Origin of the sequence: Pseudomonas sp. MYb327 (genome assembly GCF_040438925.1) — a bacterium.
In the GTDB taxonomy this organism is placed as follows: Bacteria; Pseudomonadota; Gammaproteobacteria; order Pseudomonadales; family Pseudomonadaceae; genus Aquipseudomonas.
This window is the reverse complement of sequence record NZ_CP159258.1, coordinates 2,167,965-2,188,927: the sequence shown is the minus strand read 5'-3', so window position 1 is coordinate 2,188,927 and position 20,963 is coordinate 2,167,965. Positions and strand designations below refer to the sequence as shown.

Below are 20,963 nucleotides of genomic sequence, written 5' to 3'. Positions count from 1 at the left end.
TCAGGGAGAGGTGATGAGTATTCGTCCATTGATTGACTCCCCGCAGCAATCGAACGACTGCGACGTTGTCGCATCTCAACAAAAAGGGACTTCGGGTGCTGTCGGCATGGCAAGCAACGCGGACACGATCGAGCAATTACTGGCCACTGCGCGCAACTGGACCCATTCCACCACCTGGGTGGTTTACCGTGCCGGTGAGCAGATGCATCTGGTCGGGCAGGGCGACCCTAGGGTGCAGTGGCCGTCAAGCGTTGCAAATGATGAATTTGAAGCCTTTTGCCTGACTCGGCGTTTGCACCGCTGGCCCACCGGCAGAGGCGAAAATGTGCTGGGCTGGTTACTCGCGCCAGCCAGTGATGCGGCGCAACCAGCGCTCGACGACTTTGCCCGGCGCCTGGGCATTCAAATACAAGCCGATACCCTTGCCCGTGCGCAGATTACTCAGCGCGTGCTGTATGAAATTACCTACCTGGCCAGTTCGACCCGCGACCGCTCGGTGTTTCTGGTTGGGGTTCACCAGCTGCTGGCCAGCCTGATCGACGCCGAGAACTTCTATCTCGCGCTGTATGACCCGCACACGGGCAAGATCGACTACCCGTATTACGTCGACATCATTGACGTTGATGCCGTGGAATCCTCGCACTACGAATACCTTGACCCTTCGCACCTGTCGTTGACCGGCCAGGTGTTGACCACTGGCCAGCCGTTGCTGATCGACGCCGCCGGCATAATCGCGGCGCAGGCCGAGGAGCGCTTCTACTGCGTGGGTGATCGTCCCGAGTTCTGGATGGGCGCACCGTTGAAGAACGCCTCGGATGAAGTGTTTGGCATGCTCGCCATGCAGGTCTACGAGGTTTCTCGTACCTACAGCGCTGAAGATCGCGCACTGTTTCTGGTGGTGGCCCGCCACGTGGCCATGGCGCTGGACCGGATTCTGCACCGGGAGGATCTGGAAGCGACGGTGATGCGCCGGACGCTGGAGCTCTCGGCTCTAAACGACGCATTAAGGCAGGAAGTGGCAGACCGACAACGCGCCGAGCATCTGCAGAGCGCGCTATTCCAGATTGCGGAGCTGTCGAGCCGACCCGGCGACATGTCTGAACTGTTTCAGAGTTTGCATGGCATCGTCGGAGATCTGCTGTTCGCGCAGAACTTCTACATTGCGCTGTTCGACGATGCGACCAGTGAAGTGACCTTTCCTTATTATGTCGATGAGCGGCAGACAATCTGCCCGCCGGCACGGCGTGGTCGCCGGGGTTTGACCGAATACGTTATCCGTCAGCGCGGGCCTTGCCTGATTGACGTCGGCGAGGCCGAACGATTAGCCGCACACGGTGAAATCGAACTGGCCAATGAGTCTGTCCGATCCTACTCCTGGCTGGGCATTCCATTGTTTGACGGCGATGTGGTGCGTGGCGTGCTGGCGGTGCAAAGCTATACCTCGCAGGTGCGGTACACCCAACGTGACCAGGAATTGCTGACATTCGTGTCGCGGCACATCGACACCGCGTTGTCGCGTCGTACGGCCGCCGAAGCGATCCACGCCGCTAACCTCAAGCTGGAAGCCCGGGTGCAGAACCGCACCCGCGAGCTCGACCATGCCAACGCCAAGTTGCAACATGAAAACTCCCACGATGCGCTGACCGGACTGCCCAATCGTACCTACCTGCAACAGCGCCTCAATCTGGCCTGGTCACAGTTCGGCAGCGAAGGCGGGCACCTGGCGGTGATGTTCATCGACCTCGACCGCTTCAAGATGGTCAACGACAGCCTCGGCCATCATTTCGGCGATCTGCTGCTGATGCAGGCCGCTCACCGTTTGCGCGGTTGCCTGCGCGAGACTGACATGCTCGCGCGTCTGGGCGGTGATGAGTTCTCGGTGCTCGCACCCGAAGCGCCGCTGGACGTGGTAATCGAAATCGCCGAGCGGATCCTGGTGGCGTTTGACCTGCCATTTTTCATCAATGGCTATGAAGTGTTTTCGTCCTGCAGTATCGGCATTGTCAGTGCCGACAGTCAGTTCCATCACGAACCGGCCGACCTGCTGCGCGATGCCGATGCGGCAATGTACCGGGTCAAGAGTGGCGGGCGGGACAGCTATGCAGTGTTCAACCAGGAAGTGCGCCGTGAAGTCTCGGATCAGGTAGAGCGAGAAGGGGCCTTGCGCAACGCGCTCAAACGCACTGACGAACTGCTGCCGTATTTCCAGCCGATTGTCAGCGTTGAAACCGGTGAACTGTTGGCCCTCGAAGCGCTGATCCGCTGGCATCAACCGGGCGGTCGGGTGATCGCGCCAGGCGAGTTTTTGCCGGATGTCGAGGGCTTGCGCCTGATCGGTCGACTAGACCTGTACATGCTGAACAGCATTGCGGTGATCCTCGCAAATCCGCAGCACGCCAACTGGCCGCCCGTGCACGTCAATTGTTCCAGCTACAGCATGACGCGACCGGACTTCGCCAGTGATGTGCTTGCACTGTTGCACCAGCACGGAGTTGCGCCATCGCGGATCTGCCTGGAACTGACTGAAGGTGCGCTGGTGGCCGAGCCGGCGATTGCCCGACAGACCATGCAGCAATTGGCCGACAACGGCATGTCCGTGGTGCTCGATGACTTCGGCGCCGGGTTTTCATCCCTGAGTTATGTGCATCAATACCGTTTCAGCGGCTTGAAGATCGACAAGTCATTCATCCTTGAACTGACTACCAGTGCCCGCAGTCGCGCGATCGTCCGGGCGATTGTGCGGATGGCCGAATCGCTGGACCTCAGTGTGGTGGCCGAAGGCGTCGAGGATGAAGCGACTTTGGTTTTGCTGCGTGAAATGGGCGCGGGGCAGGCCCAGGGTTACTATTTTGCCAAGCCAATGGGGTTGGAGATGTTGTTGGCGACTTCCCTGGCAGGTCGTTAGGGTTGGTCAACCCCCTCTATACCACCAGCCATGGGGGGGATCCGCGTAGGCAAAAAGTGAAAACATGAGGTTTCAGAACGTTAGGGCTCGAAACCTTGAAGAAAACAATCCGTACCGCCGCGTCATCACGGATTGCGCTGGTTTACCCGAGCGGCGAGCCTCCGGAACCCGGCATGGTCAAGGAGATTGTCCCGGGCGTGTTGTGGCTGCGCATGCCGTTGCCACTCTCGCTGTCGCACATCAATCTGTGGGCAGTACGCGACGGCATGACACCTGATACTGCTTGCTCGCGAAAACAGTATGTCAGCCATATCAATGCTGAATGTACCGACGCCATCGCTGGCAAGCCATCTCCTACGGGGTTTGCATGGATCCTGTAGGAGGTGGCTTGCCAGCGATGAACGATAACGCGGTGTACCTGAAGGCATTCTCGCCAGCAACCTTTGATCAGGCAATCTGGCAGTGTCCTGATTTCATGCTGAACTCATCGCAGCACTGATCAGGAGGGATCACCATGGCCACCATGAAAGCCGCAATATTCGTCGAAAAAAACCGGATTGTGCTCGACGACAAACCCATCCCCGAAGTCGGGCCGCTCGATGCCCTGGTTCGCATCACGACCACCACGATCTGCGGCACCGACGTGCATATCCTGCGTGGCGAATACCCTGTGGCCAAAGGCCTGACCGTCGGTCATGAACCGGTTGGCATCATCGAGCGGCTCGGCTCGCAGGTGCGCGGTTTTGTCGAAGGCCAAAGGGTGATCGCGGGCGCGATTACCCCCAGTGGACAAAGTTACGCCTGCCTGTGCGGCTGCGGCTCACAGGATGGCCCGGATACACGGCACGGCTTTCGGGCCACCGGCGGCTGGAAGTTCGGCAATAGCATTGATGGTTGCCAGGCCGAATACGTGTTGGTGCCGGATGCGCTGGCCAATCTGTGTCCGATACCGGATGGACTCAGCGACGAACAGGTGCTGATGTGCCCGGACATCATGTCCACCGGATTTTCCGGGGCGGAACGAGGCGGGGTGGAGATTGGCGATACCGTTGCGGTGTTTGCCCTGGGGCCTATCGGGCTCTGCGCCGTGGCCGGTGCACGCCTTAAAGGCGCCACCACGATTATCGGCGTCGATGCAGTCGCCGAGCGCATGAGCGTCGCTAAACAACTGGGTGCGACCCATGTGGTCAATTTCAAGGACGGCGATGTGGTTGAACAGATCATGGCCCTGACCGATGGACGAGGTGTCGATGTGTCCATCGAAGCGCTGGGCACTCAGGGGACCTTTGAATCGGCGCTGCGGATACTGCGTCCGGGCGGTCGGCTTTCCAGCCTGGGGGTTTACTCCAGTGACCTGCGAATCCCGCTCAATGCTTTTGCTGCCGGCCTGGGGGACTACAGCATCATCACGACCTTGTGTCCCGGCGGCAAGGAACGGATGCGACGTTTGATGGCGGTGGTGGAAAGTGGCGGGGTGGACTTGTCACCGCTGGTGACTCATCGCTACAAGCTCGATGACATAGAGGCGGCGTATGAACTGTTTGCCCACCAACGGGATGGGGTGATGAAGGTTGCCATTACTCCATGAGAATCCAACGGCCAGCGAGATAGTCAGTGCTCAGAAACGTTACGGACATGGATTTGCGCCTGTTGCGCATATTTTCCACTGTCGTGAAGTGTGGTGGATTTACGGCTGCGCAGGCCGAGTTGAATATGAGCCAGTCCAACCCAGCCCTTTGCATCACACGGGTTATTCGTGGAGTTGGTTGATCGGTGCTCGTGACTCCAAATACCGGACGACGCCATTGATCCGGTTTTATCCCATCGAACTGGCTCTCGAAGTCGATTTCCACTAAACCCAAACAGTTGTGAAACCGGCTTCCCGACGCCATCGATACCCGACTACTTGTTGGAGTCAAAAAAATGTCCGATAACCAACCATCCGATCTTTTTGCGCCACTCACAATTGGTGCAATCAAAGTCGCCAACCGCATCGCCATGGCCCCATTGACGCGTTCTCGCGCGAACATGGATGGCGTGCACACGCCGGTGGCTGTTGAGTACTACCGACAGCGGGCGAGTGCGGGCCTCATTATCTCGGAGGCCACCAACATCTCACGGCAGGGCCGCGGCTATGCCTTTACGCCGAGCATCTACACACCGGCGCACGTGGCAGCCTGGCGTCAAATCACCGATGCGGTGCACGAGGCGGGCGGCAAGATCGTGTGTCAACTGTGGCACGTCGGCCGGATGTCCCATGTGAGCCTGCAAGAGAACGGCGCCGCGCCCGTGGCACCCTCGGCCATCCAGGCCGGGGAAGTGGTTTTCCTCGAGTCGCAAACCCTGGAAACGCCATCAATGCCCCGTGCGCTGCGCACCGAGGAAATCGCATTAATCCTGGAGGATTACAAACGCGCCGCTCGCTGTGCCCTGGAGGCCGGATTCGATGGTGTCGAGGTGCATTCGGCCAACTGCTACCTGCTGGAGCAGTTCATTCGCGACAGCACCAACTTGCGTACCGACCAGTACGGCGGTTCGGTGGAAAACCGCATTCGTTTCCCACTGGAAGTGGTGCAGGCGGTATCGGAGATCTGGGGTGCGGATCGAGTTGGCGTGAGACTGTCGCCGATCACCCGCGCGGTCGGTGATACGCCACTGGACAGTGATCCGCAGGGGACTTATGGCTACTTTGCCGAACAGCTTGGGCGGCTGGGATTGGCGTATCTGCACTGCGTCGAAGGTCAGACTCAAAGCGAAAACGAGGCCGACGCCTTTGACTTCAAAGCGTTGCATGCTGCCTATGGCGGTCGTTACATCGCCAACAACAGCTACGACCGGCAGATGGCCCTCGACGCCGTTGCCTCGGGCCACGCCGACATGGTGGCATTCGGGCGTCCCTTCATCAGCAATCCGGATCTGGTGGAGCGGCTCAAGCTCGATGCGCCGCTCACGGAACCGGACCGCAATACCTTTTACGGTGGAGGCGCGGCGGGATACACCGATTACCCGACCCTCAGCTGAGATACCTGGCTGCGGTTAGGCGCCGTGACTCGGCGCTCGATTGCTTGCGATGGGCTTGCGTTGCCGGACAAGCTTAAGGCCGTCCGGCACATTGCTGCGTTCAGGCAGACTCAATCCGTCATTGGATCAACGGCACGCCACTGAGCGCTTGCAATTCTTCAAAGCTGATTTCGGCAACAATCTCCCGAACCTTCAAGCCTTGTGGAGTGACGTCCAGAATAGCCAGGTCGGTATAAATCCGAGTCACGCAGCCAATGCCCGTCAGCGGGTACGTGCATTGCGGCACCAATTTGCTTTCGCCAGTCTTGGTCAGGTGATCCATCATGACGAATACCTGACGTGCGCCGGTCGCGAGGTCCATCGCGCCACCCACCGCCGGAATGGATCCTTCGGCGCCGGTGTGCCAGTTGGCGAGGTCGCCGTTGACCGAGACCTGAAAGGCGCCCAGCACGGCAATATCGATGTGACCACCGCGCATCATCGAGAACGAATCGGCGTGGTGAAAAAAGGCGCCACCAGGCAGCAGCGTCACATGCTGTTTGCCTGCGTTGATCAAGTCATCGTCTTCTTCACCCGGCGCTGGACTCGGGCCCATGCCCAGCACACCGTTTTCACTGTGCAGGAACACTTCCTTGTCACCCAGGTAGTTGGCCACCAGCGTAGGCACGCCAATGCCCAGGTTCACGTAGGAACCTTCGAGAATATCGTCAGCCACACGTTGGGCCATTTCGCTACGCGAGAGTTTTTTCATAACAGTCATGGCGGGCCTCAGTTGACGTTGGCATTCGAGATAGGGGAGAGCGGCACTGCGACCACGCGCTGAACGAAGATCCCCGGCGTGACAATGTGTTCGGGGTCCAGCTCTCCCAACTCGACGATTCGCTTGACCTGCGCGATTGTGGTTTTCGCGGCCATTGCCATGATCGGTCCAAAATTTCGCGCGGCTTTGCGATAGGTGAGATTGCCCCAGCGATCGCCTTTTTCGGCCTTGATCAGTGCGACATCGGCGTGCAACGGCATTTCCAGCACATAGTTGCGACCGTCAATCACCCGGGTTTCCTTGCCTTCGGCCAACAACGTGCCAAATCCGGTAGGCGAATAAAACGCACCGATTCCAGAGCCAGCCGCACGAATACGCTCGGCCAGGTTGCCTTGCGGCACGACCTCAAGCTGAACCTTTCCTGCCAGGTACAGCTCGTCGAATACATAGGAATCGGATTGGCGTGGAAACGAACAGATGACCTTGGCAACGCGCCCGGCCTTGAGCAATGCGGCCAGACCGATCTCACCGTTACCGGCGTTGTTGCTGATGATGGTCAGCTCGCGAGCGCCCGAAGCGATGACGCCATCTACCAACTCCGAAGGCATCCCGGCGGTGCCGAAGCCACCCACCATGATGACCGAACCATCGGCGATGCCGTCTAATGCAGCAGCGACGGATTCGAATGTTTTATTGATCAAGGCGTACTCCTGTTTTTATTTGGCTGAACAGAATGATCTGACGGCAAACCGCATGAATCACGGCGACTGCCAAGGTGTGCATAGCGTGCCAAATAACGGGTGAAGGAAGGTGGCCTGACAGGCGATGTCGTGCGATTAGCGAACGAAACCTTGAGTAGTTGAATTGGCATGACTGAAAGCCATTGGCTGCAATTCAACGAGTTGTTAAACAGCTTCTACACACTTCGTTTAACATAATATACATTATGCGTAACATGATATAACAAAGTCGGCACGGTTGCACACTGCTTTGAAAGCCTCGACCTGGTCCAGAATCTTCAGCTTTGCGTTAGCCGCTCAACCAACTCCAAATGCTCAGGAAATTCCACACTGAGCTTCTCTCTGCGTCCCATCTCTCTATCTGCAAAATCAAACCCTGGCGTTACCGCTTCGCTGATCAGACCGAAGCCTGCCACGCCATTTTCCAATTGCGCAGCTTTCCAAACGCCACCCGGTACATGCAGCTGCAAATTCTGGCCGGCAGTAACGTCGCTGCCCATCACCACGGTTTCGAGTGTGCCGTCTGGATAAATCAGGCTGTAGCGAATCGCGTCGCCCAAATGGTGGTAATGCATGATGTCCGACTGGTTGAGATGAAAATGACCGATGGGCGATTGTTCAGTCAGCAGATAATAAATCGAGGTCATTAAATAACGTTGACCTCGCGCAGTCGCGATCAGTGGTCGGTGATCGGTTTGAAAGGTCCTACGGTAATATCCGCCTTCCTCATGGGGTTCCAGGCTGAGTGCCGCGATAAGGGAAGAGATATCGAAACGGGATGAAATTAATTCGGTATGACTCATTGATCGACCCTCGAGCTATTACCCAAAGCCATTCAACATATCTACTAAATAGATAATAACTACGCTAAACATCTATTTAGTAGATTTAAGTTTCAACCAATCCCAATACCGGACAGGAATATCGCTCAGTTGCTCCGATGTATGCGGCGATTTTCGTAAATTCAGTCGGGAGCATCGTGGCGTGGTGGGATGAGGCAGTTTTTTAATGTTGTGGGCGGTCACCCTCCTCTATCAGTAATAGCCTGCTTCTACTGTCTCACTCGATTGATCACCGAAAGGCCAAGCCCGATGCCAACGCCATGCCCACACTTGGCCATCGAGCTGCCCACCGATAGAGATGGGCGGCGTGGATAGTCAGAAGTTGATTTTGAACCCCAGCATCGCGTCATACCCATGGCTATCTCCGTCGAACCCCTGGCGATAGCCTGCCGAAGCGGTAAACGTGGTGCGTCGGTTGGCCTGGTAATCCACCCCCAGATTGACCTCGCCCCAGGTGCCCTGGATGTCTGCCTCGAACGGAACGTAACCCGACTCAGAGGAAAACTCGGTCTTCGGTTGCCCTTTGAACTCATGCCAGACACTCGGACGAATCCACGCGTTGGTACGCCGTGCGCTCTTGTCGACGCCTTCGGTATCCCAGTCTTTGGCGATGCGCACGCCGAGCCGTCCGATCAGCGAGTCCACGTCCTTGAAACGAATGTTCGCGCCGACGTCGTCGCTGCTGTCCAGGTCGACGTAGCTGTAGATGGCCTGTAACTGCGGTTCGACGTACCAGTCCTTGTCGAACTCATATGGATAGCCATTTTCCAGCGAGGCGGTGTAGCCCCAACCACGGGTTTTCAGTTTGGCCAGGTCGTTGGGTTTGGCCTCGATGTCGAAGCGATTGACCTGCAGCACGCCGTCCAGATACCAGCCGGACGGCCCGAAGTGCGTCCAGTACGCCCCCAACCCGTAGGCGCGCAAGGTGTCTTCACCGGCGGGACGGCGGGTGTAGTGGCTGACGCCTGCGTCGATGGTGCCGGCCGATAGCGATACACCAGCCTGTTCATGACTGCCATCGGTTCTGATTTTACGGTAGAGGTCGGTGCCGACCTGAAACGCGGTCAGGTCATAGTTGTACTCGGGTGTGTTGCCCAGGGCGTTTTTGCGATCACCCTCCTGTTTGCCGCTGCGATAGATCACCCGCCCCCAGCCCATGGACGGGGCCAGGGTCGACTCGTCTTCCTTGGGCAACGGATCGCTGGCATTGAGGCGCTCTTCGCCAACCCGCTCGTGCAAGGTATCGACCATCGTCCTGCCGTAGACCAGCGCCAGCGCCGGAACTGCACCGTACAGAGAGACTTCCGGTCGGAAATTGGGTACATGCGCGGGAGTTGGATCGGGATCAGGACCCGGTGGACCCGGTGGGCCCGGTGGATCATCTGGCACCGGCGCGTCTGAACGCAGGAACCAGGTGTCCTTGGCGCTGCCATCTTCGGCGCCTTGTTGCAGACGATATTCGTAAGGCCCGGCGACCACGCGGCTGGCCAGACGGAAGGCATTGGGGGCGCTCGCAGCATCTGATTTGTTCAGCAACTCAACCACCGCAATGCCGTTGCCCTCGGTCAGTTCGCCCAGACCGCCAACGTTGCTTACGGCGACGCGAGTGGCGCCGCCGCTGCCGGTTGTCGTCGAGTCGACCACCAACATGTCGGAAAGACTGTTGGCGCCACCGCCGTTCAACGTGGTGTTGAGCAGCAGGCTACCGCCATTGGACACGAATACCCCGCCGCCATCGGTGCCGGCGGTGGTCGCGCCACTGATCAGCAGGACATTGCCCAGGGTATCGCTGCCGGCGGCAAGGTCGAGCGTACCGCTGTTGGTGAAGCTGTTCACGCCGAGTAATTGGCCCTGCACCGCCCCGCCCGGCGTCGGCGTGTTAGCCGCTTGGCCCAAGGGCAGATAGGCACCGCTGGTATTGAAGTTGACGATGCCCGTAGCCGGCTGCGCTGCCAGGCGAATGACACCGCTGTTGTCGATGCTGTTGGTGCCCGCCGACCCCAGATTGCTGGTCGCAATGCCCCAGGTATCACGTGTACCGCTGCCGGTGCTGTCGGCGAAACTGCGCAAAATCCAGGTGCCGCTGTTGCTGACCGTACTGGCGGCACTGACGGCATTGACTGAGCCTGTGATCTGCCCGGTATTGTTGAGTGTGAAACTCGTCCCGGGCGTGGTTGCATCGGCACGCACCGCTGAATCGCTGAGCGCACCGATAACACCGGCGTTGTTCAACGTCTGGGTTGCGCCGCCCAGGGTTACGCCGTTGCTGTCTGCCCACCCGCCTTCAATCGTCGCGCTGTTGCTGACGCTGACCGCTCCGCCTTCGGTCAACGCATCAATCGCCGAAGACGCCGTGCCCTTCGTGGTAATCGCCCCGGTGTTGCTCACTGAAAGAGTGGCCGCGCCGGATGCTTGAGCGAGAATCCCCTGGCTGTTGCTCGCACCGAGCGTCTGAATCGGCCCGGTGTTGACGATGGTCTGCTGGCCAGTGACGGACAGCGTGCGGATGCCGCGCTGCTGATCGCCACGAGCGATCAGTTGACCACTGTTGCTCACATTCAGGGTACCGACGCCGGTGCCTGAGTTGAACGCGTTGCCCGCCAGAATCGCCGCGCCCTGGCCATTGACGTCAATCAGCGGCCCGGTGAACGTGGTACTGACGTTGCCCCCAAGCGTCAACGCCTGGATGCCGAAGGAACCGATGCCACTGCCATCGCCGGACCCGGCGTCGGAGTGTGTGATGATCGTGCCGCCAGCGTTGACGTCCACGGTGCCTGTCGGTGATTGGGTTGACGCATAAATCCCGTTGGCGTTGCTGTGGAGCGTTTCGATGCGGTTGCCGGAGTAGTTGACCCGGACATTGCCGCCGGTTGAATCGACCCGAATGCCACCCGCGCCAAAACCGCTGGCGAAGATGTTGCCGGAGTAGTCGATGAGGACGTTGTTGCTTTCGGCACTGACGATGATGCCGTAGGCGCGGGTGGTGTTGATTGAACCGAACACGTTGATGTTGCCGCTACCGGTGACAGTCGCATCACCGGGACCGCGCTTGATGATGTAGATCGCTCGTGATCCGGCGGTATTGGCCGTGTTACCGACGTTGATAGTGGCGTTATTTTCAATGCTGATCGAGCCGGTGGCGCCAACGTTATCGTTGGCATAGATACCATGTCCGCCGCCACCGGTGGTGGTGATCGCTCCGGTGTTGACGATGTCGATGCTGCCAACGCTGGAAAAAGAACGAATGCCAAACCCGTTGAGGCCATTGGCGCTGATCGTCCCGCTGTTGCTCAACCGGGTATTGCCGGCGCCGCCCTCTGTGAAAAGACCGAAGGCGTTCATGCCGATGGCCTGGACAGTCGCCGCGTTCACCAGGGTGGTGTTGCCACTGATCGCGCGGGTATGGACCCCGGCGTTGTTGCCGATGCCAGCGGTGGGTAAGGTATCGTCGGTAATGGGATCGCCGGCAGACAGCGCATCGTCGTTGTTGACCAGGATGCTGACCCCGCTACCCACGCTGACGCTGGTGTCACCACTACCAGTGGCTTTGGTCCAAATGCCGTTGCCGCCGAGCAGGGTTATCTGACCACTGCCATCGTGGGTAACGTTGATTGCGCCGCCGCCACTGGCATTCACATCGATCCCGTCATGTTCCTTCCCGACCACGGTGTTGAGGATGTTCAGCGTGGTGCCCGAAGTGACGGAAAACGTCGAGAGTCCACTGCCGGCATTGGTGATGGCCAGCGCATCGAGCCCGCTGCCGCCAACGTTGACCGTGTTGGTGCCGCCATTGACGCTCAGGGACGCATTGCCGGTAGTCCCGATTACGTTCGAGAACACGGCGTTTGCAGCCGTCGGTGGCGTGCTTTCGACTGTGGTGCCGCTGAGAGTCAGCGTTGAATTGGCATTGTTGCCCCGGCTAAGTACCGAGGAGCCGGCCGTGGTGGTGATGGTCGTCCCCGATTGAGTACTGATCGAGGCATCGACATTGGCGACGGGCGTACAGGTTTGGGATACGTTGTAGGCTCCGGCGGCCAGCGGTCCGCATGCCGCCTGAGCATCCGCCAGCAAAAAGGCATTCGCTATCGCGACCAATAAGGCGCTACGCACAAAATGCGGGGCGAACCCCGTGGAAGGATTGTCGATAGCATTCTGCATTGAAACCTCCTTGTTCAATTTTTTCCGCAATTGACTGGGCATTACCAGCGCACCTTGAAAATTGCATCGCAATGTCAGTTATTGACCTTAGTTGGTAATTCCCAAAAGCTATGCCCCTTAGTGTCAGTTTTCTCTGGATTGGATCCGATCAGACGAACGAAATAGCAAATTTCACAAGTTATGACATGCAGGCGTTTCAGGTCGATCTCGGTCTGTATCGCGGCGCGGACTCCGACGGCGGCCATCACAGTTACGAGGGCAGGCTTGGCGTGAAATATGATTTCCTGACCCGCCAATGGCAAAAGCTTCATTGCAACGGCGAAAATCCCGCCGGCAGATAAATCGTCGACCGCATGTCACGCAGTTGCGGGCCGGAGTTTTCCGGGGGCCAGACGCCGTCCTCCACCGCTTGGGTTCGCACTTGCAGGCGCTGTTCCAGGGTTGCCCACGGCCAGATATGCAGGTAACGAGGCAACGCGCCGTCGGTGGCATAAAACGCGGCGTACACCGGTGAATACTGCTCAGCCGTACGCGGCTCTATCGCCTTGGCCCAACCATCGAGGGTCGGTTGCAGCCCGGCACTGACCAGGTCGTAAACGCGCATCTCATAGAACGGTCCGTGTTTGCCGGCGCTCAACGGCTTGAGGAACGGAAACAGGCTGTAGTTCTCGATCCGCAGATCGGTGATGAATTCGTTGATGCCGAATGCTTCGCCCCCCAGCAGGAAACGTTCGCGCTCCGCTTGCCGCTGGCCTTCATCCGCGTATCCACGCAACAGCGCTATTTGATTCAACTGGCCGATTTCCGAGGCCCAGCAACCCATCAGCGTGCCTCCGACCTCTGGCGCGGCCAAGGCTTTTTCGATGCGTGCCAATGCCTGGGCGACGGTGCGAACCCGCACGGTGAAAGTGATCATTTCAAAAAACCGCATGACGTACTCCGGCTGTTTTCAGCCAACATAGGCTTCGGAGTTTGAAGCCTATGGCAGCGTCTGGCCGTGAGCTATGCAGGCGATCACCATCGCGCTAGGTAGTTTCTTTATGGCCGTGATTCAGTTCGGGTCCAACAAGCCACCGCTCCAGTTACGCGACAAACGACTGCCGGTGAACTTCGCCACGCCCATGCCTTGCGATATCAATCGATCCCGATAGCGTGTGACCAGTCGCCCGGTTTGCTCGGCGTACAACACCACTTCGGATGACGGATCACCCGGTCGGCGCAGGATCCGCGCAAAGCGCTGTCCTTCTTCAACGACATCGCCCAGTTCTTTTTCAAAGATCAGCACGCCGGGTTGCGGCGCGAGAATGGTTTCCATGTGGCCCATCTCTACCGCCTCGACGGGCCAATCAACCGGCGAGTGCGCCCCGTCGATGACGCCGTAATTGCACAGCCAGGCATACAACCCTTCGGCATCCTGTTCGGCGAACCGATCATTGACGTCCCCCTGCCCTCTAAGCTCCAGGGTTGCCGCCATGCGCTGCCCGGTGGTGCCATCGCGCAGCCACGGCGCGATGATGGTTTCTTCGAACGAGCCGTCGCCGCCGTCATCCCAAATAATCGCCACGTTCATTTTCATCGCCGCTGCCAACTCGCGGCCACGGGGCCAGAAACTGCGATGCACGTAGACGTATGGCAGTGCTTCATCGTCGGTGTGCAGGTCGAGCATCACATCCGCTGGAGCCGCCAGTTGCACCAGGCTTTTTTGCCATTCCTGGACGTTGGTCGAAGGTCGCTCCATCGCGGCGGACTGATCGAAGCCACGGTTGAAGTTGTGCCCGGTGGCATCGTGGTAGCGCCCAAGAATCCGCCCCTGACGAAACTGACCAATACCCAATGGATTGGCCTGGGGCACCACGGTCACACTGCCGTTGAGTCGACCCTCAGCCTCAGCCACCTCAAGACGCTGCATTAATAGATGCAGGACCAGCATCCCGGCGATTTCATCAGCATGCACACCCGCCTGCAAATGCACTTTCGGCCCGCGAGAATCGCTGCCAAAACGCCAGGCACCCACCTGCAGCGAATCGCCATTGTTATTGCGAACCTTGAACGAAACATCCTGCGCCATCTGCTTGCCCTCCCTTCATGAACGTTAAAAACGTCGTCGCTGCCGAGACTGGAGATTGAACAGCTGTTCAACTAAGCTCGCCAGCGTGCAACTGCAGCCAAGGAATCGCCTGTGACAAGCAACGTCCCGAAAAATCGTCGTGCCGAACCTGATGAGCGCCGCGAACTGCTGGTTGCCGCGACGTTGCGTTGTCTGGTCCGTGACGGCCATGCCGGCATTTCCGTACGACGCATCGCCACTGAAGCCGGGGTTTCGGTTGGCCTGCTCAATCATCATTTCGGCAGCATCGATGCGTTGATCGCCGACACCTACCAAAAGCTCGCCAACGAACTCACCACGGCCCTCCTCCATGAAATCCACCAGGTCGGCACACCGGCGGAAAAAATGGATGCATTCCTGGTCGGTTCTTTTTCGCCGCGAGTCATGGACCCGAAACTGCTCGGTGCCTGGGTGGTGTTCTGGAGCCTGATCCGCCACTCAGAGCACGTCAGCCAGTCCCACGAAAAAAGCTACGGTGCCTATCTCGACCTGTTGCGCCAGTTACTTGGAGACCTGGCGACCAGCGAAAACTTCGTGATCCACGACACCCGCCTCGCCGCCATCGGCTTATCGGCGATGCTCGACGGGCTCTGGATCGAGTGGTGCCTCAACCCCGAGACCTTCAGCCCCGCCAACGGCCTCCACATCTGCCGTTGTTGGGTAAAGGGATTGCGACACGGAGCATTCAGCACCCACGACGTCCTGTGACGGATGCCGGCCGAAGATCATCGCCAGGGTGCCGCTGATGGCGATCAAACCGGCACCGATCATCAACGACACATCCATCAGCGTGCCCCAGATCAGGCTCGACAGCAGGAACGCCCAGATCAGCCCCGTGTATTCGAACGGCGCCAGCACAGTGGCCGTGGCGCGCTGGAAACTGGCGAACAACAGAAACTGGCCGGCACCGCCCATCAGGCCTGCGACGAGCATTCCCAGCCAGGCAGGCGTGGGTGCCGGGGTGTGAGTCCAGGGCAATGCCACCATCATGCAAATGACAAACACTACGTTGCTGATCAGCATTTGTTCCAGCACTGACGTCTGGTCATCCACCTGGCGCAACTGGATATAGGTGAACGCCCAGCACATCGCCGCCAGCAACGTCAGCACAATCGGCAGCGGATCGGTCATGTTGTCAGGGCGACAGGCAATCACCACACCGACAAAACCGATGATCAGGGCCAACCACTGCCAGCCGCTGACTTGTTCCTTGAGAATGACCGTCGCCAGCACCGTGACCATGATCGGTGCCGAGAAATACAGCGTGGTCATTTCCGCCAGGGTCAGGTCGCGGGCTGCCGTGTAATACAGCAGCCATGCGGCAATCGACAACAAGCCGCGCACCACCAACAAGCGCCGACTGGACGAACGCCAGGCGCGTTGCACCAGTTGCAAACGCCCCACCAGCAAACACGCGACCACCACCACGAACGCGCGCCAGAACAGGATGGTGAACACTGAATAATCAGCCACCAGCCACTTGATGCCCGCGTCCTGCAAAGACAGGAACGCGTAGCCCAACGTACACAGGCCAATGCCTTGCAACGAACGGTCGACCTTCCTTGGCGTGCTCATTACGCCGACCTGCGCACAGGCGTGCCGCGCCGTTCGAAGAAGGCAAACAGCGCCTCGATCAGAAACGTCAGGCAGACATACACACCGGCCACCAGCAGCAACGGCTCATACACTTGCAGGGTCTGGGCCCGCACCACGTTGGCCGCGCCCAGCAGGTCGATCACGGCGATGGTCGACGCCAGCGCCGTGGACTTGAGCAGCATTACGGTTTCGCCGGCCAGGGTCGGCAACAGCAAACGCAGCGCCCGGGGCAAACGCACCCTCAGCAGCGATTGACGCGGGGTCATGCCGAACGCCGAGGCGGCTTCCATTTCACCTTTGGGCACCGCCAGCAGGCCACCGCGAATCACTTCGCCGACATAGGCGCCCACCGACACCACCAGCGCAAAGACGATGTACCAATAGCCGTCACGCAGATACGGCCAGAGAAAACTGCCACGGATCAGCGGGAACTGCGCAAACAGACTGCCGAGGCCGTAATAGAAGATGTAGATCTGGATCAGCAACGGTGTGCCACGGGTCACGCTGGTATAGAACAGGCTGACCTTGGCGATCACCTTGTTCTTCGAGATTCGCGCCAACGCCACCAACACGGCCAATGCAAACCCGAAAACACTGGAAATGAGCAGGATGACGACGGTGGTCTGCAACCCTCGGCCCAACAGCGACGCATATTCAACTATCCACGCTGGAATCATTTCGTTCACTCAGCCGGTTTAGTCAGCCAGGGGCATCCAGCGACGAATGCGTCGCTCAAGCCGTCCCGACAGATAGTTCGACGCCAACGTCACCGCGTAATACAGCGCGGCAGCCGTGAGGTAGAACAACAGATAATGACGCGTCGAACCCGCGCCTTGCTTGGCGGTGTACAGCAGCTCGTTGGTGCCGACCACGCTGATCAACGCACTGTCCTTGATCAGGTTGATCCACAGGTTTGCCATCCCCGCCATCGCGTAAGGCGCCATGATCGGCAGCGTGACGCGGCGGAACAGGCCAAAGCCGTGCAAGCCGAAAGCCTTGGCGGCTTCGATCTGGCCGTAGGGAATCGCCTGGATCGCGGCACGGAAAATCTCCGAGGCGTAGGCACCCTGCACCAGGCCGAGAACCACGATTGCCGCGAGTGGGCCGCTGACGTTGACTGTGTCGTAACCGAGCCAGGCCATGAACGAGTTAAGCAGCATGGAACCGACGTAATAAAGCAGCAGGATCAGCAGCAGTTCAGGTACGGCGCGAAACAGCGTGGTGTAACCCCGCGCCACGGCGGCGATCGGTTTCGGTGCACCGAGTTTGATACACGCCACCACCAATCCGATGGCCAACCCGACCACAAAGGCCCCGGCCGATATCTGCAGGGTCATCAAGAGCCCTTTCAACAGCGCCCCACCCCACCCTTGTTCGGTGAAATTGATCAAATCGAACATTGCTGGCATCTGAATCTCCAGGTAGCAAATGCGAACCCTTATAGAAGCTGGCTTGCCAGTGATGGCGGCGTGTCAGGCGCGTCGCGTCGTGACAATCGCCAGCAAGCCGGCTCCTACATTTGGCCGTGAAAACACCGCCTCACCTTGTAGGAGCTGGCTTGCCAGCGATGGCGGCGTGTCAGGCGCGTCGCGTCGTCACAATCGCCAGCATGCCGGCCCCTACATTTTGAGTTCCGGTATGGCCATGAAAACACCGCCCCCACCTTGTAGGAGCTGGCTTGCCAGCGATGGCGGCGTGTCAGGCGCGTCGCGTCGTCACAATCGCCAGCATGCCGGCTTCCTACAGGGCGTGGTGGTCAGAACGTCGGTTTCACGCTGGTACCGAAATAGCTCTGGGAGAGGTCGTCATAGTCCTTGCTCGCCAGCAGTTCCTGGATCGCCTTGTCGAGTTTGGCCTTAAGTTCGGTGTCGCCCTTGCGCAGACCCGCACCCACACCCTTGCCGAAGATCGGGTCGTACGGCACGGCGCCGAGGTATTCCAGGTTGCTGTTGGTGGCATCCGGGGTTTTGACGAAGGCCGCCATGGCAGTGCCGTCCGCCATCATCAGGTCGATACGACCTGCAATCAGGTCGGCGTTGGCCGAGTCCTGGGTGTCGTAGTACTTAACGTCGGCAATTTTCTCGTAGTAGGTCTTCAGGTAGCTGGCGCTCACCGTCGAGTTCTGCACGCCGATGGTCTTGCCCTTGAGGTCATCCGGATACTTGGTCACGGAAGTGCCTTTGGGGCCGACAATCGCAATGACCGAGTCGTAGTAAGCCTTGCTGAAGGCGATCTGTTTTTCCCGCTCTTCGGTGACCGACATCGAGGAGAAAATCACGTCGATCTTCTTCGCCAGCAACGACGGAATGATCCCGTCCCACGCCACTTCCTTGATCTCGCACTCGGCTTTCATTTCGCTGCACAGCTTGTGGATCAGGTCGACTTCAAAGCCTTTCCACTCACCGTTGGCCTGTTTCTCGGTGTACGGCGGATAGGGTTCGGCCGCGACCGCGAACCTGATCGGCTGCGCTTGTGCCGCGCTCATGCCGGCCAGCATTACGCAGGCTGCGCCGGTCAACCATTGTGCAAAACGTCGATTTCCCATGTTGTTTTCCCGTCTTTTTATTGGTGTTAGCGAGTTTGATGAGCGTTGACGAATTGCCGGCAACGCTCGCTGCGTGGGTGTACGAACACTTCGTCCGGCGAACCGGTTTCCTCGATCAAGCCTTGATGCAGGAAGGCGACTTTGGAAGAGACATCACGTGCGAAGGCCATTTCATGAGTCACCAGGATCATGGTCCGGCCTTCTTCGGCGAGAGAGCGGATCACCCGCAGCACTTCTCCGACCAGTTCCGGGTCGAGTGCCGAGGTGGGTTCATCGAACAGCATGACCTTGGGCCGCATGGCCAATGCCCGGGCGATGGCCACCCGTTGTTGCTGGCCCCCGGAAAGAAACGCCGGGTATTCGTTGCGCTTGGCCGCCAGCCCCACGCGTTCGAGCAAGGCTTCGGCCCGTTCAGTGGCCTCCGCTTTGCTCTCGCGCAGGACCTGGATCGGCGCTTCGATGAGATTTTCCAGCACCGTGCGATGGGGCCAGAGATTGAAGTTCTGGAACACCATGCCCAGGCTCGACCTGATGCGCACCAACTGCTTGGCGTCGGACACCAGCGGCGCGCCTGGGCGAGTGTGGTTAAGGTGAATGCTTTCGCCGTCCACCAGAATCCGCCCCTGGTCCGGCACTTCGAGCATGTTGATGCAACGCAGCAAGGTACTTTTTCCCGAGCCGCTGGCGCCGATCAGTGAGATCACCTCGCCTTCGCGGGCGGTCAGGGACACGCCTTTGAGCACTTCTATATTGCCGAACCGTTTGTGCAGGCGATCGACTTCGATCATGGTCCGGGCTGCGACCGGTTCTCTCACCGCCTCGCTGGTGACACGGCTGATGACAGGTCGAGGCGCTTCACCGTTGAGCACCAGGACAAAATCGCGAATTCGCTGACACGCTTCGGCCAGTCGTTCCTCACCCAGGGTGAACGACAGTCGCACAAAACCTTGGGCCGGTTCACCGAATGCGGCGGCATCCAGCACCGACACCCGCGCCTCGCGCAACAGGCGCCAGGCGAATTCCAGCGACGTCAGGCCGGTACCGCGCACGTCCACCAGCACGAACATGCCAGCGTCGGGCTTGAGCACTGAAATCGCCGGGCAGTCCGACAGCCCCGCTACCACCAGATCACGCCGACGACAATAGATGTCGCGCATGCCGTGGGTGACTTCATCGTGGGCTTCCACCGCTTTCAGCGCGGCTTCCATGACGAACCCCGGCAAGCCGTAAAGCATGCTCAACACCAGGGTTTCGGCATGCGCCACCAACGCCGGGTCGGCGACGATCCAGCCGATGCGCCAACCAGTCATGGCATGGGACTTCGACAGACTGCCGATCACCACGCAGCGCTCGGCCATGCCCGGCAATGCCGCCAGGCTCAAGTGTTCGCGTTCGAACGTCAGGCTTTCATAGACTTCATCGACCACCACCCACAGGTCATGGGCGATGGCGAGGTCGGCGATGGCTTGCAGCTCTTCGCGGTTGAGCACCACGCCGGTAGGATTGTTGGGGTTGGACAGGAAAATCGCCTTGGTGCGCGGGGTAATGGCTTTGGCCAACACCGCCGCATCGACGCGAAAATCGTCGTCCGCCGAGCACGGCACCCGAACCAGCGTGGCACCGGAGGCCTTGAGCGTTGCTTCGTAGGTGACGTACATCGGATCAAGGGCAATCACTTCGTCGCCCGCGCTGAGCAGGCACATCGAAGTGACGAACAAGGCGTTCTGCGCGCCGGCCACGGTGATCACGCTGGAAGCTTGCAACTCGCGACCGAACAGCTTCCCGTAACGCGCGGCGATGGCTTCGCGCAGCGCCAGGCGACCGGCAATCTCGGTGTAGTGGGTATCCCCTTCGCGCAGCGCGTGGATGGCGGCGTCGGTGATGAAGTCAGGCGTGGGGAAATCGGGGTCGCCGACACTGAGAATGATCACATCCTCTCCACCGCGTCGGGCTTCAAATGCCGCATTGTGAATATCCCAGGCCGCTACGCCTTGACCTGAGATCCGCTCAACAAAGGGTGAAAACCGCATGCCAGTGCCTCGTTCGAAATGAAGAAACGCAAGCCCGCAACCAGCCGGGAGAGAAGGTGGAACGAAACATAATCCAAGCTGAACAGTCGTTCAACAGAAAACTGATGAAGGTGCGTGTTCAGCGTAAACAGGTCGTTTTTACGACAGTCGCGGCGTTTTTGCGTTTTGCTGTGCCTGGCCATGCAGAAGGCATACGGACAGCTATGCTGCTGTGATGTCCTTTGGTTGGAAAACACCCAATGCAATCAGGTACATCCAC

Annotated in this window: 15 protein-coding genes and 2 pseudogenes; 6 read left to right on the top strand and 11 right to left on the bottom strand. The window is 59.1% G+C overall.

The window, feature by feature from the left end; translation table 11 throughout:
• Positions 1 to 13 precede the first annotated feature (13 nt).
• The 5 genes and pseudogenes from ABVN21_RS09760 (at position 14) to ABVN21_RS09740 (ending at position 5,926) form a co-directional block, all read left to right on the top strand.
• Positions 14 to 2,905 carry an EAL domain-containing protein gene (locus tag ABVN21_RS09760; protein WP_339553753.1) on the top strand — a complete coding sequence of 964 codons (2,892 nt, stop codon included), beginning with the start codon at positions 14 to 16 and terminating at the stop codon, positions 2,903 to 2,905.
• Positions 2,906 to 3,000: 95 nt separating this feature from the next.
• Positions 3,001 to 3,285 carry a hypothetical protein gene (locus ABVN21_RS09755; RefSeq protein ID WP_339553752.1) on the top strand — a complete coding sequence of 95 codons (285 nt, stop codon included), beginning with the start codon at positions 3,001 to 3,003 and terminating at the stop codon, positions 3,283 to 3,285.
• A gap of 134 nt (positions 3,286 to 3,419) precedes the next feature.
• The gene (locus ABVN21_RS09750; RefSeq protein ID WP_339553751.1) at positions 3,420 to 4,493 is read left to right on the top strand and encodes an NAD(P)-dependent alcohol dehydrogenase; all 1,074 of its coding nucleotides are present in this window, start codon (positions 3,420 to 3,422) and stop codon (positions 4,491 to 4,493) included.
• Positions 4,494 to 4,519: 26 nt separating this feature from the next.
• A pseudogene (locus ABVN21_RS09745) lies at positions 4,520 to 4,672 on the top strand (LysR family transcriptional regulator); the annotation flags it as partial.
• A gap of 156 nt (positions 4,673 to 4,828) precedes the next feature.
• Positions 4,829 to 5,926 carry an alkene reductase gene (locus ABVN21_RS09740; RefSeq protein WP_339553750.1) on the top strand — a complete coding sequence of 366 codons (1,098 nt, stop codon included), beginning with the start codon at positions 4,829 to 4,831 and terminating at the stop codon, positions 5,924 to 5,926.
• 118 nt (positions 5,927 to 6,044) lie between these two features.
• Here the strand turns inward: ABVN21_RS09740 and ABVN21_RS09735 are convergent, their stop codons facing one another.
• The 6 genes from ABVN21_RS09735 to ABVN21_RS09710 all read right to left on the bottom strand — a co-directional run bounded on the left by ABVN21_RS09735 (position 6,045) and on the right by ABVN21_RS09710 (position 14,494).
• Complete coding sequence (locus tag ABVN21_RS09735; RefSeq protein ID WP_339553749.1) at positions 6,045 to 6,686, bottom strand: 3-oxoacid CoA-transferase subunit B; 642 nt, start codon at positions 6,684 to 6,686, stop codon at positions 6,045 to 6,047.
• Between the two features lie 8 nt (positions 6,687 to 6,694).
• A complete protein-coding gene (locus ABVN21_RS09730) occupies positions 6,695 to 7,387 on the bottom strand; it encodes a 3-oxoacid CoA-transferase subunit A (RefSeq protein ID WP_339553748.1) in 693 nt (230 codons plus the stop codon).
• A gap of 317 nt (positions 7,388 to 7,704) precedes the next feature.
• Positions 7,705 to 8,229, bottom strand: coding sequence for a cupin domain-containing protein (locus ABVN21_RS09725; RefSeq protein WP_339553747.1), 525 nt, complete (start codon positions 8,227 to 8,229; stop codon positions 7,705 to 7,707).
• Positions 8,230 to 8,583: 354 nt separating this feature from the next.
• Positions 8,584 to 12,426, bottom strand: a complete 3,843-nt coding sequence (locus tag ABVN21_RS09720; protein ID WP_339553746.1) for an autotransporter outer membrane beta-barrel domain-containing protein — start codon at positions 12,424 to 12,426, stop codon at positions 8,584 to 8,586.
• A gap of 307 nt (positions 12,427 to 12,733) precedes the next feature.
• A complete protein-coding gene (locus ABVN21_RS09715) occupies positions 12,734 to 13,357 on the bottom strand; it encodes an NIPSNAP family protein (protein ID WP_339553745.1) in 624 nt (207 codons plus the stop codon).
• 120 nt (positions 13,358 to 13,477) lie between these two features.
• On the bottom strand, positions 13,478 to 14,494 hold the full coding sequence (locus tag ABVN21_RS09710; RefSeq protein WP_339553744.1) for a succinylglutamate desuccinylase/aspartoacylase family protein: 1,017 nt from the start codon (positions 14,492 to 14,494) through the stop codon (positions 13,478 to 13,480).
• A 111-nt stretch (positions 14,495 to 14,605) separates the two neighbouring features.
• Here ABVN21_RS09710 and ABVN21_RS09705 point away from each other — a divergent pair.
• Positions 14,606 to 15,145: pseudogene (locus ABVN21_RS09705) on the top strand (TetR family transcriptional regulator C-terminal domain-containing protein); the annotation flags it as partial.
• Here the strand turns inward: ABVN21_RS09705 and ABVN21_RS09700 are convergent.
• The 5 genes from ABVN21_RS09700 to ABVN21_RS09680 all read right to left on the bottom strand — a co-directional run bounded on the left by ABVN21_RS09700 (position 15,101) and on the right by ABVN21_RS09680 (position 20,704).
• Positions 15,101 to 16,108 carry a DMT family transporter gene (locus ABVN21_RS09700; RefSeq protein WP_339553743.1) on the bottom strand — a complete coding sequence of 336 codons (1,008 nt, stop codon included), beginning with the start codon at positions 16,106 to 16,108 and terminating at the stop codon, positions 15,101 to 15,103. The pseudogene ABVN21_RS09705 and the gene ABVN21_RS09700 sit on opposite strands and share 45 nt — an antisense overlap.
• On the bottom strand, positions 16,108 to 16,806 hold the full coding sequence (locus tag ABVN21_RS09695) for an ABC transporter permease subunit (RefSeq protein ID WP_339553742.1): 699 nt from the start codon (positions 16,804 to 16,806) through the stop codon (positions 16,108 to 16,110). The genes ABVN21_RS09700 and ABVN21_RS09695 overlap by 1 nt, the downstream gene beginning before the upstream one ends.
• Positions 16,807 to 16,824: 18 nt before the next feature.
• A complete protein-coding gene (locus ABVN21_RS09690; RefSeq protein ID WP_339553741.1) occupies positions 16,825 to 17,538 on the bottom strand; it encodes an ABC transporter permease subunit in 714 nt (237 codons plus the stop codon).
• Positions 17,539 to 17,885: 347 nt separating this feature from the next.
• The gene (locus ABVN21_RS09685) at positions 17,886 to 18,674 is read right to left on the bottom strand and encodes a transporter substrate-binding domain-containing protein (RefSeq protein ID WP_339553740.1); all 789 of its coding nucleotides are present in this window, start codon (positions 18,672 to 18,674) and stop codon (positions 17,886 to 17,888) included.
• A 26-nt stretch (positions 18,675 to 18,700) separates the two neighbouring features.
• Positions 18,701 to 20,704, bottom strand: a complete 2,004-nt coding sequence (locus tag ABVN21_RS09680) for an aminotransferase class I/II-fold pyridoxal phosphate-dependent enzyme (protein ID WP_339553739.1) — start codon at positions 20,702 to 20,704, stop codon at positions 18,701 to 18,703.
• Positions 20,705 to 20,963 lie beyond the last annotated feature (259 nt).